At 60.0% G+C, this 15,045-nt stretch carries 13 protein-coding genes and 2 pseudogenes; 10 read left to right on the forward strand and 5 right to left on the reverse strand.

Annotated features, from left to right (window positions below; genetic code table 11):
- The first annotated feature begins 470 nt into the window (after positions 1-470).
- The 3 genes from K307_RS22095 to K307_RS22105 all read left to right on the forward strand — a co-directional run bounded on the left by K307_RS22095 (position 471) and on the right by K307_RS22105 (position 1,856).
- Positions 471-998 carry a hypothetical protein gene (locus K307_RS22095; RefSeq protein WP_042882823.1) on the forward strand — a complete coding sequence of 176 codons (528 nt, stop codon included), beginning with the start codon at positions 471-473 and terminating at the stop codon, positions 996-998.
- 29 nt (positions 999-1,027) lie between these two features.
- Positions 1,028-1,294 carry an IS66 family transposase gene (locus tag K307_RS22100; protein WP_419187171.1) on the forward strand — a complete coding sequence of 89 codons (267 nt, stop codon included), beginning with the start codon at positions 1,028-1,030 and terminating at the stop codon, positions 1,292-1,294.
- A gap of 214 nt (positions 1,295-1,508) precedes the next feature.
- A complete protein-coding gene (locus K307_RS22105; RefSeq protein WP_329955921.1) occupies positions 1,509-1,856 on the forward strand; it encodes an IS66 family insertion sequence element accessory protein TnpB in 348 nt (115 codons plus the stop codon).
- A 128-nt stretch (positions 1,857-1,984) separates the two neighbouring features.
- Here the strand turns inward: K307_RS22105 and K307_RS49665 are convergent.
- Positions 1,985-2,143, reverse strand: a pseudogene (locus tag K307_RS49665) (transposase domain-containing protein); the annotation flags it as partial.
- A 622-nt stretch (positions 2,144-2,765) separates the two neighbouring features.
- Here K307_RS49665 and K307_RS49670 point away from each other — a divergent pair.
- Positions 2,766-2,924: pseudogene (locus tag K307_RS49670) on the forward strand (amidohydrolase family protein); the annotation flags it as partial.
- Positions 2,925-2,989: 65 nt separating this feature from the next.
- Here the strand turns inward: K307_RS49670 and K307_RS46365 are convergent.
- The 3 genes from K307_RS46365 to K307_RS22115 all read right to left on the reverse strand — a co-directional run bounded on the left by K307_RS46365 (position 2,990) and on the right by K307_RS22115 (position 6,248).
- Positions 2,990-3,919, reverse strand: coding sequence for a LysR family transcriptional regulator (locus tag K307_RS46365; protein ID WP_080745156.1), 930 nt, complete (start codon positions 3,917-3,919; stop codon positions 2,990-2,992).
- A 318-nt stretch (positions 3,920-4,237) separates the two neighbouring features.
- A complete protein-coding gene (locus tag K307_RS22110) occupies positions 4,238-4,888 on the reverse strand; it encodes a gamma-glutamylcyclotransferase (protein WP_042882827.1) in 651 nt (216 codons plus the stop codon).
- Positions 4,889-5,246: 358 nt separating this feature from the next.
- Entirely contained in the window at positions 5,247-6,248 is a 1,002-nt protein-coding gene (locus K307_RS22115; RefSeq protein ID WP_051975096.1) for a cupin domain-containing protein, read from the reverse strand.
- A 261-nt stretch (positions 6,249-6,509) separates the two neighbouring features.
- Between K307_RS22115 and K307_RS22120 the strand changes: the two genes are divergently transcribed.
- Positions 6,510-7,616 (forward strand): alkene reductase, encoded by a 1,107-nt coding sequence (locus tag K307_RS22120; protein WP_042882829.1) that lies wholly within the window; start codon positions 6,510-6,512, stop codon positions 7,614-7,616.
- Between the two features lie 1,259 nt (positions 7,617-8,875).
- Entirely contained in the window at positions 8,876-9,004 is a 129-nt protein-coding gene (locus tag K307_RS50400; RefSeq protein WP_268989218.1) for a hypothetical protein, read from the forward strand.
- A gap of 563 nt (positions 9,005-9,567) precedes the next feature.
- Here the strand turns inward: K307_RS50400 and K307_RS22125 are convergent.
- Positions 9,568-10,362, reverse strand: a complete 795-nt coding sequence (locus K307_RS22125) for an SDR family NAD(P)-dependent oxidoreductase (protein WP_042882830.1) — start codon at positions 10,360-10,362, stop codon at positions 9,568-9,570.
- A gap of 386 nt (positions 10,363-10,748) precedes the next feature.
- Between K307_RS22125 and K307_RS22130 the strand changes: the two genes are divergently transcribed.
- The 4 genes from K307_RS22130 to K307_RS22145 all read left to right on the forward strand — a co-directional run bounded on the left by K307_RS22130 (position 10,749) and on the right by K307_RS22145 (position 14,966).
- Positions 10,749-12,077: an IS4 family transposase gene (locus K307_RS22130; protein ID WP_042875593.1), complete on the forward strand. Its 1,329-nt coding sequence runs from the start codon at positions 10,749-10,751 to the stop codon at positions 12,075-12,077.
- 195 nt (positions 12,078-12,272) lie between these two features.
- A complete protein-coding gene (locus tag K307_RS22135) occupies positions 12,273-12,992 on the forward strand; it encodes an SDR family oxidoreductase (RefSeq protein WP_042882832.1) in 720 nt (239 codons plus the stop codon).
- Positions 12,993-13,389: 397 nt separating this feature from the next.
- The gene (locus K307_RS22140) at positions 13,390-13,734 is read left to right on the forward strand and encodes a hypothetical protein (protein ID WP_155301245.1); all 345 of its coding nucleotides are present in this window, start codon (positions 13,390-13,392) and stop codon (positions 13,732-13,734) included.
- A gap of 35 nt (positions 13,735-13,769) precedes the next feature.
- Entirely contained in the window at positions 13,770-14,966 is a 1,197-nt protein-coding gene (locus K307_RS22145) for an IS110 family transposase (protein ID WP_051975097.1), read from the forward strand.
- The last annotated feature ends 79 nt before the right edge of the window (positions 14,967-15,045 follow it).

Below are 15,045 nucleotides of genomic sequence, written 5' to 3' on the forward strand. Positions count from 1 at the left end.
CCGACGACGGCGCGCAGACATCGGGTAACTAAGCGGGCATTGCCTGCGGAGCCTCTTTGGGCACCGCAGGCTTCGATCCCCTCGCCAACCAAGCAAGGCAAGATTTGTTCATTCGCCGCAAGAGGGTGGAGAACGAAAGTTATAATATTCAACGGGTTGCGTAATTACGCCTAGGTCTTTAGAGCAAAACCTCGACACCGGACACCAAAATTCTTCCAAATTTTCCTTGCATTCTATCTACTAGTAGATATAGTTAGCCTCACGGACGACTCACCGATGGCAACGCAGAACGACCTTCAGCAAAGTCCAAGCATCAGAGATTTGTTTGTCAGTACCGGAGGCGGTCTTTTTTTTAACCCTGAACATCTATCTACTAGTAGATAGTGTCACAAAAGACTGCATCGCAGCAAAATCGGCCAACGCGATCCAAACACATACCGAGATCGACGGCCCACAGTAAGGAGAGCATCATGAACGCCAAGACCATCCTGACCGCCGCCGCCCTCGCCGCCACTTTCGTGACCGGTGCGGCTCACGCCGCCCCTGCCAGCCATAGCGCCGGCGAGGCTTACGGGTACACCTATCGCGTGCAAGACCAACGAAGCGCCTTTACCGACGGCGCCCGCCAAGGCAATGCCTTCAGCGAAGGTGCGCACATCGGCAACCGCGATGTATTCACGGAGGGCGCTCGCGTAACCAACCGTGACGGCCTGGTTGCCGGCATCGGTACCCGTGACGTCTACACCGACGGCGCCCGCGTGACCAACCGCGACGGCCTGGTTGCCGGCATCGGCGCCCGCGACGTCTACACTGACGGCGCCCGTGTGACCAACCGCGATGGCCTAGTTGCCGGCATCGGTACCCGTGACGTCTACACCGACGGCGCCCGTGTGACCAACCGCGACGGGCTAGTTGCCGGCATCGGCGCCCGCGACGTCTACGCCGACGGCGCCCGTGTGACCAACCGCGACGTCTACTCTAACGGCGCCCTCGCCTGAGCCTAGGCAACGGCTGCGGTCCGGTAGCGATATCGGGCTGCGGCCGTAGCAACCGCCCCGACTACGCGGGCTATGAGGCGAGCTTCGGCGCGGACGTGATCGAGCTCGGCCGCATCGCTCATGCCCGGCGCAAGTTCTACGAACTGCATGCCAACCATAAAAGCGAGGTGGCGGGTCAGGCGCTGGCGTACATCGGCATGCTCTACGACGTTGAGCCCGAGGTGGCGACACTCAGCCCAGAGGGGCGGCGGTGCGTGCGTCAGGAGAAGGCGCGTACCGTGGCCGATGCATTGTAAGCGCGAAATTAAGCCCACCTAGCTTTTGCGGCTGAGAGTGGGCAGGCTTGCGTCCGCAACCACGATTTGCGGACGCAAGCATGATGTACAACGAATGTGAAGTTCCGCCGCTGAGGGTGATCCGTGTTCGCTCCAACGGAAAGCGAGACTTTGACCCGAAGGATAAGCGCCAACTGGTCGAGGCGTGTCTGCCCCTGGGGTATCGATATCGGGAATGGCGCTCAAGGTCGGCATCAATACGAACCAGTTGCGCAAGTGGATCCGGCTGCACCAAGTGGCAAATGAAGCCGCTGCGGCCGATAGTGCGGAATCTGCGTTGCCAGCGTTCGTACCGGTCGTCGAGGTTAGCGGCGTAACGCGCGTCCCGGAATCGCCGGTGGCGCTGGAACGTCTGCCGGCCCAAGCGCCTGCCTCCACCCAACCATCGCCGCTGCCGGCGCTGCTGATGGCGCGGTTGCCCAACGGCGTGACGGTCGAGCTCGAATGCGGCGGGCAGGACGTTGCGCTCGTGAAGGCGATGATCGAAGCGTTGGGACGCGTTGATGTTCCGGCTCGACGCTGACCTGCGGGTCCGAGCTGACGACCGAGCAGTTGCACTGGCTGCTGGACGGTATCGACGTGGACGCCGTGCAGCGGGATCCGTCGCGCAAGGGATCAAGCTGCATCGACTGCTCGACCAGGGCAGCCAACTCATTGATCCCGAGGCGGAAATCCACCGCATTGCGGTGCAGGTGGTTTCAGGAGACGGCAGGCGGCAGGCGTCCAACGGTGCGGCAGCAGTTCACCGATGGCGCTAGCGCGCTGGGTCGGCAGGCTGGTCAACACGTCCGTCAGGTACGCATGCGGATCCGAGCTGCGCGCCGGCTCAGCACCGGCGCGCAGCCATAGCGTCAGGTGGCGTTCGCCTGGGCTTGCCGCTTCGCGAAGTTGAACGGCATTAGGTCGCTGATGTCAGCGTCCGCCGCGCGCTGTGGCAGCCCGGTGAGCACGTTGGAGCAGATAGGCATGCGGCTCGACCCACACGCACTTCTACGGACACTGCCGATCGACCATGATCGCTGCAGTGCAGGCATGCTCGCCCCTAATCGCGAACGACGATCAGTTCGGTGCGGTAAATTGACCGTTTACGATGCATTGCATGCCTGGATGATCGGCCAACGGCAAAAAGTGCCAGACGGATCGGCCATCGCCAAAGCCAGTCCATTCAACTGTGCCGAGCGCACCAAGCTCATGACCGCGGCCGCCCGTTGTCCTGCTCGGATCATGGCGCTCGCCTTCACGCCAGCGACGGTGTCTGCCATACACTGTCAAGACGGCTTCGCCCAGCCGCTTACGCCTTGGCTCCCTACGGTAACCCATCCTGATCCTTAGCAGACTCTGACATAGGTCCCCACCTATTGCTTGGTGGGGACCTATTGTGCCTATCCTATCGACGCTTCAACGGCCAGACGGTATTGGTCGGACGCTTACCGACCGCATGCTGTGGTGAAACGACTGGCCACACGTGTCCCAGACTCGCGTGCCAGACACCGGACGGTTGTTGAACCAGCTGGCTGAATGGGCACCCGACCCCGGCATGCGGAGGCGAATCTTGGTGACAAATCCTGGACGGCTCTACGGTTTCCCATGACTCGCGACCTCCCCACTTATGAAGACCATCGCAAGCGCCCCCCTAAAAAGCGCGAGCCGGCCGACTCAAGGCGTCCGCGATACCGTAGCCGGCGACGGAGAAGCGCCTTGATCGGTGGCCAAGACCGACTCCACAAACGCCACAAACGCTCTCGCCTTGGAGGGCACAAGCTTTCCCGATGGAAACAGGGCCCATAGATCAACCGGTGGTAGATCCCAATCGGTCAGTACGGCTTGAACCTTTCCTTCAGCAAGCTCCGGCGAGAACATCCATTTTGAAGCAACTGCCAGGCCGATGTCACTGAGAACCGCTGTCCGGATTCCTTCAGCTGCGCTTACTCGTACCCTGCCAGACACGACGACGGACACCTCTCTGCTTCCTTGGCTAAAAGACCAGGATTCCCCTCCCCCTCGCTGCGAGTAAATAATTGCTTGATGACCACTGAGATCAGCCGGCGTCGAAGGGACGCCAGCAACGGCGAAGTACTCAGGCGTGCCAACCACAAGGCGCGGACTTTTCCCGATCCGCCTGGCCGTCATATTGGAGTCGTTTAGGGAGCCCATTCGAAGTGCAACGTCGATCCCCTCTTCAAGCAAATCGATGTTCCTGTCGTCCAGCACAATGTCAACTTCGAGATTCGGATGATCGTTCAGAAACGTTTTCAATGCGGGAAGAATATGGAGTCGCGCAAACGTCACAGCCGCGCAAACTCGCAGCCGCCCACTGAGACCCGCCGAAGCCTCCCTGGCCTCTTGCTCGGCTTCGCAGGCTTCCTCGAGTGCGCGTTTAGCGCGTTCATAAAAGCGCTGCCCTGCGTCCGTCGTCGTAAGGCCACGTGTTGATCTCAAAAGTAAGCGCGTGCCGAGGTGTTCCTCGAGTTGCGCAACCGATTTTGAAACCGCAGGCTGCCCCAAATTGAGCCGCTTAGCTGCAGCGGAGAACGTTCCCGCCTCCACAACGCTTACGAAAGTCTCCATCGCGCTGAATCGGTCCATCAAGCATTCCCCAATAGCTTGCAAAGTGACCCATTGTATTTTGATTAGCCCGACAAGTGTTCGCTCCGCCTAAACCACCGGATTCCGCTCCGAAACGAGCGGCCAAGGCGGTCTGACCGCGCGCCCGGCGCCTTGCACAACCCCCGACCTGACGCGAGCGGTGCATCTTTGTCTTCTAGTCGAGAGCGCCTCCTCCCGGGGCAGGGGTTTAACCGTGCGAAGCCTGCGCATTTGAGCTCCTCGACAATTTTCCTCCAGCCGCCCACGTTAGGAATCCAGATGCACGGGAGTGCGGGGTGGCATGCCCCCTCACCATGTTCAGCGATGCAGAAGAATGGCGCGATGCAACTCGTCGACGTATGAATCAACGATGCCGTCGCTGTCCAAAGTATGCTTCAACCTGCATACATAGTCCGCATTACTTCCCACAGGACCACGGGCTCTGGCGATAAGGGGGGCAACCGCATCAACGGAAGAGTTAGTTTCGTAATGAGGACGCTCGGAGTTCGCCACAAAAACAATCGCCGCGACGCGCGACCCGTCCTCAAGGGTCACCGTGAGCCACCGCGGCGTATACGATCCAAGAACCATCTCACGTCGCCATACGGAGAGTAAATCATCGTGCAAGAGATCTTCTCGCAAGCGGTACACGATCCCACGTGTTACGCCCCCTGGCTCGAGTGCCAGCATGCGGCCCGGCAACTCGCTGCTACCTCTTCCGGCAATCATCCTTAGGCAGAAGCTTCTGCGGTAACCCTCTAGGATCGCGACGTGCCGTTGCTCGAACGCTATGCCCGGATTCCACATCAAAGATCCCGCACCAAATAGCCATACGCTCTCGCCAAGCTCTCGCTCCGCCAGCGTCCGAATCATCGACTCCGTTACGCGTTCCATCGTCCACGCCAAACCGTCGGGGAGCGTCGCAAACGCTTTTAGGAATACTTCTAAGGGAAAGGTGTCCCTGCTCATGCTCAAGATTGAAGCTAACTGGTTCTGGCGCCAACAGTCCGTCGGGTTTCCAGCGGCACGGAATGGGCTGCGCGGCTTTCCAAGCAGTATGGCGCGGGGATGCCAGCGAATGAAGGCAGGCTTGGGAATATCTTCTATTCTCGATAGGAATCATGACGGCAATCGTCAGTGATGCCTCTGACACTTGAGGCGGTGGTCGCATGACGGCGTCAGTGTCGATTCGTGCGCGCTCGCGGCGCACGATAGGGGTCCGTAGGGAGTCACAGAGACCCGGGACCCGAGCGCCTCTTTCGACACTCAAAAAGCAAGCGAGGCGCACGTCCGATCGGACAACCTCGCCTCGCCATGACTGCGCCGCCTATAAGGATCCAACGTTATCTACTGGCGCTTCCTCACTCGGATCCTCGTTGCTCGACGATTGGGATCCGAGCTTACGGCGCCAACTCGCCGGCGTCATCCCGAACTGCTCCGTAAATGCTCGGCGGAACGCCGCAACGGATTGATAGCCGACGGCCTCCGCTACCGCTTCGGTTTTTGTGAGGGGGTTCTTGAGCGCGTTTGCCGCTAGGCTCATACGAACGGCCAAGAGAAGCTCGTGAGCCGTGCGTCCGAGACTGTGTTGGAATTGGCGCATAAACGTCGCCCGCGACATATTGCACAGCTCCGCGAGTTCAGGGACAGTCCACGGCAATGTAGGCTGGTTCAATATCGCCGATATCGCAGGTGCGAGACGTGGATGCCCCGCGAGCCCAAGCAGCCCAGTGGGGGCCCGGTCCGACTCCGACGCCAAACGCATCGTGAGCGCAAACAAGGCAGTCGATAATGCGTTCAGCATTGCGCCGCCCCCAAGGCGATTGCCGAGTGACTCAGCCCGCATCAGCGCCATAAGATCCGCGAGGCCCGCGCGCGTTTCGTCCGATCCCTCCGGCTCGCGTGTGCTCACGACGAGCGCCGCGGGAAGGAAATGGCGCACCAGCCGATCATGAGGCGGCGCGACAAAAAAACGCCCACATAACATGTCCAGGCGGTCTTCCAGGCCCGCGTTTTCGCTGACCTTCACATTGGTGTCCTCGCGTTCACGCGTTGGCATTGCTGCTTTGCCGCTCCCGTCGTGAAGGACATGGGCGGATCCATGCGGCAGAAGGACCAAGTCCCCTTCTCGCAAGGTAACAGGGGCATCTGCACCAGGCGTTTCCAACAAGGCAGCGCCGCTCAAGATCACGTGGTAATAGAGTTCTCCGTTCGTCGATTCTTCGTACGCGACCTGCCATGGTGCCCCATATGCACATCGCACATCCAACCGACCGGTGACGGTCATGATGTCCAGCAATCGGCTTAGCCAGTCTTTTTGCGAGCTCATGGTTTTGAAGAAAGATACTCCGGCGCATTCTATTGAACGCACGGAGTCCCCGCAAGCTCACGACGCCACAGGTGACCCGACACAATTCCACCCTTCGCGACGTCGCTTCGCCGTCAGTTCGTTCGCATACCTCGCGGTGTAGAGCCCCCGAGACTGCTTCATTCCCCTAAGGAATGACTGTTATTGCCGAGCCACCCCTACTGCCGGGGCCGTTTGCAGACCATTATTTGTTCACCTTCAAACATTCTTCGGGTAGAGGAAATGACAAAGCTTTTTAGCACCACTTCAGTTGCAGGATACGATCTTGGCCATCGCGTGGTTCTCGCGCCGCTTACCCGCATGCGCACGGAAGCCAACAATGTCCCTGGCGACCTGATGGTCGAGTACTACTCCCAGCGGGCATCCGTTGGCGGTCTGCTTATCACTGACGCAACGGCAGTTTCGCAACTGGGCATTGCGTACGTGGAAGCCCCGGGCATTTACACCGAAGCGCACATAGCAGGATGGAAGCGCGTCGTCGACGCCGTTCATGCAAAGGGGGCACGGATCTTCGTTCAAATGTGGCATGCTGGCCGCCAAGCTCACCCTGCGAATACCGGGGGCGTAACTCCAGTCGCCCCGTCTGCCCTACTGTCCCTGGAGCACGCCGCCATTCGAGACAAGGACGGCAACATCGCCGAAGCAGAGCTGATTTTACCGCGCGCACTCGAAACCGACGAGGTTCCCGAGATCGTGGAACAGTTCCGTCGGGGAGCAATTCTCGCGAAGGAGGCCGGCTTCGATGGAATCGAGCTGCACGCCGCAAACGGCTACATCTTCGAGCAATTCCTGTTGGACGGAACAAATCACCGTACCGATTCCTACGGTGGATCCATCCAGAACCGGGCGCGACTCCTTTTTGACACGCTCGATGCGGTTGTATCTGTCTGGGGTGCCAACAAAGTTGCTGTTCGCCTGTCGCCCAGCGGTACCTATGGCACGATGTCGGACAGCGACCCTCACGCTACGTTCAAGTTCGTTGCCGAGCATCTGAACAAGTACGACCTGGCATATCTGCACGTCATCGAGCCCCGCGTACGTGGGATCGATGACATTGGCGACCAGCCGACTGCTGTTTCGTCCGCCGAGATCCGCCGCTGGTATAAGGGCGTACTGATCGTCGCGGGCGGCTACACCGCAAAGACAGCCGAGCGTGTCGTTGCCAATGGCGGCGCCGACCTCGTGGCTTTCGGCCGCTTGTTTGTTTCGAACCCCGACCTTCCGGCCCGCCTGAGGAACGGCATCCCTCTCGCGAAGTACGACCGATCGACGTTTTATGGCGGTGACGCCCGGGGCTATACAGATTACCCCGTCGGCGCATCGGCCTGATCCGATTAGAACCTGTTCAAGGGACCCCCGTTAGAAACGAAGGTCTCTTGGCTAAGTTCGTGGCTCTACGGGAGCAATGCTCATACTGCCTCAGAGTTGCCCTGGCGTCGGACGCTCCAGAAGGAAATTCACTAGAAACCACGATATGCCCATCTGGGCCGATCGCGGAGGTCAAGCGGACTCATCTCCTCATCCAGGACGAGGCGTTTCACCTTGCTGGAATCGTTGATGAAGCAAGCCACCGCATTTGTTCCATTACCATCCGGACCTATGCCAGAGGCGCGAAAGAGTTCGCCACTGGCTGCGAAACGAATCCACGTGGATATGGAACGACACCTGCGGGGGCAAAAAGCTCTGGACCTCAGTCAAGGCCCGGTCCGAACCACCCAATTGTCTTGGTGCCACGCAGGCCGGCGAAAACGCGCCCACCAGGACCCATTACCGCACCACCTGGGTTGAGTCCAGGGATTCTCCCAGTGTCGAGCCTAACCGAGCCGCTGCGATCAAGGGCTAATGCCCGATCGTCGCCGCTGTTGACGTAGAGCAATTCGCCATCGTGACTTACGCACATCCCTCTGGGGTCGTGACAATACGCGAGTCGTTCGAGAAGATCCCTTCGTAAGCACCGTTTGCTGAGAACGCAAGAAGCAGCTTCCAATAGGCGTCGCCGTTGGATCCGGAGGCGCTTGATATCAGAATCGGCATGCGCAGATACTCAACTATTTCAAAAAGAAAAAAAGCCCGGCGGAAGCTAGTTCGGCCATTCTCTCCGCCGGGCGATGTCCCTTTTCACCGCCCCCGAGGACTACGCTTCGGACAGGGCAACCGGCTCTACTGTGTAGCTCGGGATTCGCTAGTCGCTTTTGACTGCAACACTGGTCTATTCCTTGGCACGACCGTATCTCATCCGAGACTAAACGGGCAGGCGATCGTATTCTTCTGAACAGGACCGTCCCCAAAGAGTGCACCAGTAGAACGCGAGAGGCGCCCGGGAGACGCTCACGCGTTCTGTCGAAGCCTTTGGTTTGCGACGGCAGCGATGGTATGAATTCCCGCTTCCCCGTGCCTCGAGTCTCCCGACGCTGCGCAGACACTCTATGCGGCGTTTCCCTCAGCAGCGTCGGGCCAGGACCCGCGTCCTGCCGATACGCGTTCCCAGAACATACTAAGATGTCAACCGCGCTGGCACATTGCGAGTCTATTATGGTCGACACGAGGTGAAGGACCCATAAGGAAACCTAAAAACCGAGGCCACTCACATGAAAACACCCGCGATCATCTTTCCTGCCGACTTGCTTTCCTGTGCCGGCCCGCCCTCTATTTTCAGCGCCACGCTCGCGGCAGCGGTGCCGAACCATACTCGCAGCCTCCACGCGATCACAAAATGAGCGCCAAGTACGTCGTGCGCTGTTTCGTATCTGCGCCCAGCGCTGACAATCTTCCCGCACTAGCGTCGAGGTGCCGGACGGTGTGGGCGAGCCTGCTCAACCCCTACTCGGCCTACGACGACCTCATATGCTGTACTGGCTGCGGTGAAACCGCTGCCAGGCTCACCGCGAGTAGCCTGCAAGTCGTGCCGATTGGCACCGGAGCGTCGCCTAACCAAGTCTTGGAGCTGATCGCCTCCCCAGAGCCCGATTGCCACTTGAGGCCGGAGCAACTAGAACGACTCCTGTCCGGACGTGCTGATGCCGCGCGTCCGTATGCTGGTGGATTTTCGGATTTATTGGACCACCGTCCGGGACCGAGCGTGTCTCGGTCAGCCAAGCCTTGGCACACTTGATCACATTCCCGCACTGAAGATCCCGCGCCAGACGACCGCCCAATGCATCCCCTTCTCGCCGGGCTTTGCCGGATGCCACTGCCAGCTCTCTCGGAGCCGCTGGGAACGATAGACAGCGCGCGGCGTGCCCGACCCTCGAGACCAAGCGGACACCGCCGGCAGCCCCTCTTAGAGGGAAGAGTGACTACGCACCGCCTCCTCGAACGCAGCTTTCATTGCCCGGAACCGCGCGTCGACCGCTGCCGGGTCGGCTCGGTTCAGCGAGATCATGTTTGCACGCGCCTCCCCACCACGCACAACGCTCAACGCGCCCGCGTTTAGGCCGTCAACGGTCGCGGCGGCAACTGCAGCCGCCGGCTCCAGTACAAAGCCCAGCGATGCACCGGCGTTGTTTGATTTCATCATCGGGGTGTCAGTGCCACCAGGGTACACAGTCAGAACATGTACGCCTTCACCGTCCAACTCGCGGCGCAGCGCTTCGCCGAAATGCGCTATTCCTGCTTTCACCGCAGCATAGACCGAGTAGAAAGGGGCGCCGATCAGCCCCATTCCCGACGAGATGTTTACCACAGCTGCATCGCCGCTCGCGCGCAAAAGAGGGATGGCGGATCGCGTAAGCAGAATAGGGGCCAGGAGATCTACATTGACCATCGCAGCAATCTCGTCCTCCGACAGGGTCTCCAACCTACCGGCCCGAACGGCACCGGCATTATTGACCAGGATGTCGAGCCCGCCGAACGCGGCGTGGACGCCGTCGAGACTGAGGATACGCCCAGCCTGCGTTCCAACATCGGCTGTCACGCCTTGCGCCGACGGCAATGAGGCAAGCGCTTGGTCCAGAGCCGCCCTACGGCGCCCAGTAATAAAAACTCTTGCCCCCCGCTCACTTAACGCCTGGGCCAGTGCGAACCCAATCCCACTCGACCCGCCGGTAATTAGTACTCGCTTTCCTTTGACTTCCATGTCTTCGCTCCCGACGTCCTTCTCGAGCAGTATTGGACGCGCAACCTGGGCAATTCCTCACATTTCGAGGCGTGCCTCACTCCTCCCCACTGCCCAAGCAGTCGTGTGAGGGCTGTCTGAGACCAGAATGCCAGTCCGTTGGGGCGAATGCTAGCGGCCGACGCAGGGATTCGAGTAGTGCACGCTCGGGAATAACAGACATTCCCAAGAGGAATTCATAAGACAACGCTGAAAGGCACCGGCCACCGCCCCGTTAGACCCATCTCCTTATACAGAAGTAGAACGGCCTCCGCAGCGGGGCGGGATAGCTGATGCCGCGAAAACTCTGGGGAAAGGGGTTGTAAACATCCGCAGACTCGCGTTTACTCTCGGATTTTCGAGCGGCAATGAGCAACGAGTCGGGGGCATGGGTGGACGAGGAATTTGAGAGTCTGGATCTTGGTGATCCGCGGCGGGATCGGCGCGCCAAGGAATTGCTCAAGCGGTTTGCGGCCCTGCCTACGGCGAGCATTCCCGGTGCGTGCGATGACTGGTCGCAAACCATTGGGGCGTATCGGTTTCTGGGCAATGAGCAGATCGATTGGCGGGACGTGATGCAGCCCCATTGGGAGCGCACTGCAGCGAGGGCCGCGCAATTTCCGGTGGTGCTGTGCATCGCTGACACCACCGAGCTGAACTTCAATGGCCAGGAAATGGAGGGGCTGGGGCCGTTGAGCTACGAAGCCCAGCGGGGAATGTATCTCCATCCGACCTACGCGGTGACGCCAGACCGGGAGCCGCTGGGGGTGATCGATGCCTGGATGTGGGCTCGGGAACTGAAGGACGCCGATGGCCACCGCAGCGGGATCAAGGAAAGCGTGCGCTGGATCGAGGGGTACGAACGGGTGGCGGAGCAAGCCGCGCTGCTGCCCCAGACAAGGCTGGTGTATGTGACGGACCGCGAGGGTGACATCGCCGAGCTGATGGCGCGCGCCCAGGAACTTGGCCAGCCGGCTGACTGGCTGATCCGCAGCCAATACAACCGCAACCTTGCTGAGGCGGGCAAGCTGTGGGATAGCGTTGACGCCAGCCCGGTGCTTGGGGAAATTACCTTTATCTTGCCAGGGCGTGCAGGCCAGAAAGCGCGCGAGGTCAAACAGGAGCTACGTGCACAACGTGTGCAGCTGCCGGGTACGATTGGAGCGGCGCTCACCTGTGTGGAGGCCAGGGAGATCGGAGCGCCCGCTGGCATCAAGCCAGTGGTTTGGCGCTTGTTGACGAACCGAGAAGCGCAGGACGCCGATGCTGTCATCGAACTCGTCGACTGGTACCGAGCCCGATGGGAGGTGGAGATGTTCTTCCATGTCCTGAAGACCGGCTGCAAGGTCGAAGCGCTACAGCTATCGCACATGGATCGCGTGGAGCGGGCCTTGGCGTTGTATATGGTGGTGGCGTGGCGCATTGCCCGCTTGATGCGGTTGGGCAGAACCTGCCCGGATCTGGATGCGTCACTGTTCTTCGACGCCGACGAGATTCGGGGGGCATACGTGCTCGCCAAAAAAGCCCGCCCGAAGGTACCAGTCACACTCAATCAGATGATTCGGTTGGTGGCTTCCCTGGGTGGGTTCCTTGGGCGCAAGAGCGATGGTGAGCCCGGCGCCAAGACGATCTGGATCGGCATGCAGCGAACCATGGATGCCGCGCTCACCATTCAGGCACTGCGGGAAGAGTCATGACTTCTGTATAAGGAGATGCGTTAGACCGCCTCAAGTAGGCTTCCACCTCCTCCGAAGAAGTCGCAACGCAACACGAAGTGTGGATAGTCCTGTATTCCGGTGTGGAATTGCTGTTATTCGAGCAAGCCGCCTTGCTTCCTTGATTGTGCCAACCGATTATCTAACCAGCAACTTCCACTGCGAGAGGCAAAGCACATGACATCACGTACCTTCCTAGTTACGGGCGCGAGCAAGGGCATCGGCCGCGCATTATCGGAACGCCTTATCCGCAACGGGCACCGAGTGGTTGGACTCGCACGAAACCCTGACGCTTCGTTTCCAGGCGAGTTGGTGTCGGTCGATTTGTCCGATCGCGAGGAAACTGCCGCGACGCTCGAGAAGCTGACGCGTGCGATTCGCTTCGACGGGCTGGTTAACAACGTCGGTCTCGTGATGCCACAACGGATCGGCGAGGTGCGGATTGAGGATCTCGACGCCGTCCTTACCGCCAACCTCCACCCGGCGGTGCAGGCGATGCAGGCTGTGTTGCCAAACATGCTCGACTCCAAATGGGGGCGCGTGGTCAACATCTCTAGTCTCACTGTCCTGGGCGCATTTGAACGGACCTCTTATGCTGCCGCCAAGGCGGCCTTGATCAGCTTCTCGCGATCGTGGGCACTTGAACTCGCTACGACCGGGGTTACCGTTAACACGGTTGCCCCAGGGCCAATCGAGACCGAACTGTTCCGAAAGAACAGTCCCCCAGGAAGTGCCGGCGAACGACGCTTTCTCTCTGCTGTTCCGATGAATCGTTTCGGCAAGCCCGAAGAAATCGCGGCCGCAATCGAGTTCTTGCTCTCGGAGGTTTCTGCGTTCATTACAGGGCAGACGCTCTTTGTTGACGGGGGTGCGTCTATCGGCAAGTCCTCGATCTAATTCAGGACCATCGGACCGGAACCGGTTGACGCGATGCCTGCTGTGAGCGGTCGCTAACCGGTTTCGGTTCGGTACGCCAGCGTCGGTTCAGGGGAACCCCGGGATCTCCAAGTGCGCCAGCGGATTCTCCAGCCGAACCAATAACTTGCTGGCGCGGCCAAAATGCCTAGGTCACGATCGCCTCGTCGCCTGGCAATTCCGCCCCCGATCTCCTCAGGAAAAATCTCCGACACGGCGCCTCCGCCGAGAGGTTGAGAGGTTTGCTTGTTTCGAAAAGGTGGGCTCTGAGTTATGGAATCTTCTCCTCGTCTTGATGGGCCCAGCGCCCGCGACCATGCTTTTCACGGCACTCAGAATTGCTCCGGCCGTTCACACGGCAACAGCGCCCGCGTCGGCCATGTTCATTGCCTGCGCGCTTGGCGCGAGTTGGCTGCGAGGTACCGCGCTTCCCCTGCGTAAGGCGATTGCGATATTTGTGGTGATATGCGGAATCGGAATTCTCGGGGCCGCCGCCACCGTCCTCGGCGAGTGGACGGCCGATGGAATACTGGGGGATGCCTTATTCGTTCTTGCCGGGAGTATGTCCGCGCTTGCCAGCCTGATAATGCAACGGCGCAATATCCCCAATATGCTGGCCCTGGCGGTGATATACCCAACGGCGTTGATTGCCTTTGGCCCCCTGCATCTCTTTCTAGATCCTATGAATGAAGGCGGGTCGGTAACGCACGCAAAGCGATCCTAAAGTAAAGGTGCGACCCATTCACCTTGGAGCACGTCATGCAACCGACCCGTATCAATCATTCTATGCCCGGAGAAGATGTATTGGCAGTGGCCCTGGAGCTGTCCAACAGCACCTGGAAAATCGCCCTGCACGACGGCAAGCGGGAGAAGCCTGCGATCCAGACTGTAGCTGCAAAAGTTCCGGCATGCCGCCTGGACGAAGCGATGCAAGCGATCGAGAAGATCAAGACGAAATGGGGACTTGGCCCTGCCGTGCGCACCGTCGTGTTGTACGAGGCTGGTCAGGACGGCTTCTGGATCGAGCGGGCGCTATCGAAGCTAGGATACGAAGTAGTGATCTGCGACCCCGCCAGCATCCCGGTGGAGCGGCACGCGCGGCGGGCCAAGACCGACCGACTCGACGCGATCAAGCTGGTGTTGTGCCTGCGCGCCTGGCTGCGCGGCGAACATGACCGCATGCACGTGATTCGCGTACCGGGCGTTGAAACCGAAGCCCAGCGGCACCTGGTGCGCGACCGGGGTGAACTTCAAAAAGAAGCGCTACAGCACCGCGACCGGATCCGCAAGCTGCTGCGAACAGTGGGTTGCTGGCAAGACGTCGAAGGCGATATCGCAAAGCGGCTAGCAAAGGGAGAAATTTCCTGCTACGACGGCGCGGCAATCCCTGCGCAGTTGAATGCGCGGCTGATCCGGGAGTGTCAGCGCTTGGCCTTAGCCCAGCAGCAACTCGCTGCACTGGAAAAAGACCTGGTCAGGCAATTGCCGGAACCCGCACAAAAACGCATTGCCGACCTGCAACGGCTCAAGGCGGTCGGCCCGGTCGGCGCGACTCGACTGGTGCTCGAGCTGTTCTGGCGCAGCTTTGACAACCGCCGGCAGGTGGGCGCCTGTGTCGGCTTGGCGCCGCAGCCGTACGACAGCGGCCAGAGCCGGGTCGACCAGGGGATCAGTAAGCAGGGCAACCGGCGCGTGCGTTCTCTGCTTATTGAAATGGCGTGGCTCTGGTTACGCTATCAGCCCGGCAGTGCGATGGCGCAGTGGTACGTGCAGCGCACCCAAGGAAATAGCCAGAACAAGCGGGGCAAGCGCATCGCTATAGTCGCGGTGGCGCGACGGCTGGTCATCGCTCTGTGGCGCTATCTGACGCATGGAATCCTACCCGAGGGAGCGCTTCTGAAAAACAGCAAGACCACAGGATTAAAACGTTCAGCCGGCCAAGTGGCAGCAGTTTGAAGGAATGGCGGCAACGCTCGCATTAGCTGTTCCTGTCCGTCCTATCGCAAGTCAGTTCGAAGTAGACAAGCCCGTGCAG

This window comes from Cupriavidus necator A5-1, from assembly GCF_000744095.1.
GTDB classification, from domain to species: Bacteria; Pseudomonadota; Gammaproteobacteria; order Burkholderiales; family Burkholderiaceae; genus Cupriavidus; species Cupriavidus necator_A.

Bases quoted from the DNA above. Each gene is read 5' to 3' on its own strand.
- K307_RS22095 (WP_042882823.1), top strand. From the start codon at position 471: ATGAACGCCAAGACCATCCTGACCGCCGCCGCCCTCGCCGCCACTTTC.
- K307_RS46365 (WP_080745156.1), bottom strand. From the start codon at position 3,919: ATGGACCGATTCAGCGCGATGGAGACTTTCGTAAGCGTTGTGGAGGCG.
- K307_RS50400 (WP_268989218.1), top strand. From the start codon at position 8,876: ATGAAAACACCCGCGATCATCTTTCCTGCCGACTTGCTTTCCTGTGCC.
- K307_RS22120 (WP_042882829.1), top strand. From the start codon at position 6,510: ATGACAAAGCTTTTTAGCACCACTTCAGTTGCAGGATACGATCTTGGC.
- K307_RS22145 (WP_051975097.1), top strand. From the start codon at position 13,770: ATGCAACCGACCCGTATCAATCATTCTATGCCCGGAGAAGATGTATTG.
- K307_RS22115 (WP_051975096.1), bottom strand. From the start codon at position 6,248: ATGAGCTCGCAAAAAGACTGGCTAAGCCGATTGCTGGACATCATGACC.
- K307_RS22135 (WP_042882832.1), top strand. From the start codon at position 12,273: ATGACATCACGTACCTTCCTAGTTACGGGCGCGAGCAAGGGCATCGGC.
- K307_RS22105 (WP_329955921.1), top strand. From the start codon at position 1,509: ATGGCGCTCAAGGTCGGCATCAATACGAACCAGTTGCGCAAGTGGATC.
- K307_RS22125 (WP_042882830.1), bottom strand. From the start codon at position 10,362: ATGGAAGTCAAAGGAAAGCGAGTACTAATTACCGGCGGGTCGAGTGGG.
- K307_RS22140 (WP_155301245.1), top strand. From the start codon at position 13,390: ATGTTCATTGCCTGCGCGCTTGGCGCGAGTTGGCTGCGAGGTACCGCG.
- K307_RS22110 (WP_042882827.1), bottom strand. From the start codon at position 4,888: ATGAGCAGGGACACCTTTCCCTTAGAAGTATTCCTAAAAGCGTTTGCG.
- K307_RS22130 (WP_042875593.1), top strand. From the start codon at position 10,749: ATGAGCAACGAGTCGGGGGCATGGGTGGACGAGGAATTTGAGAGTCTG.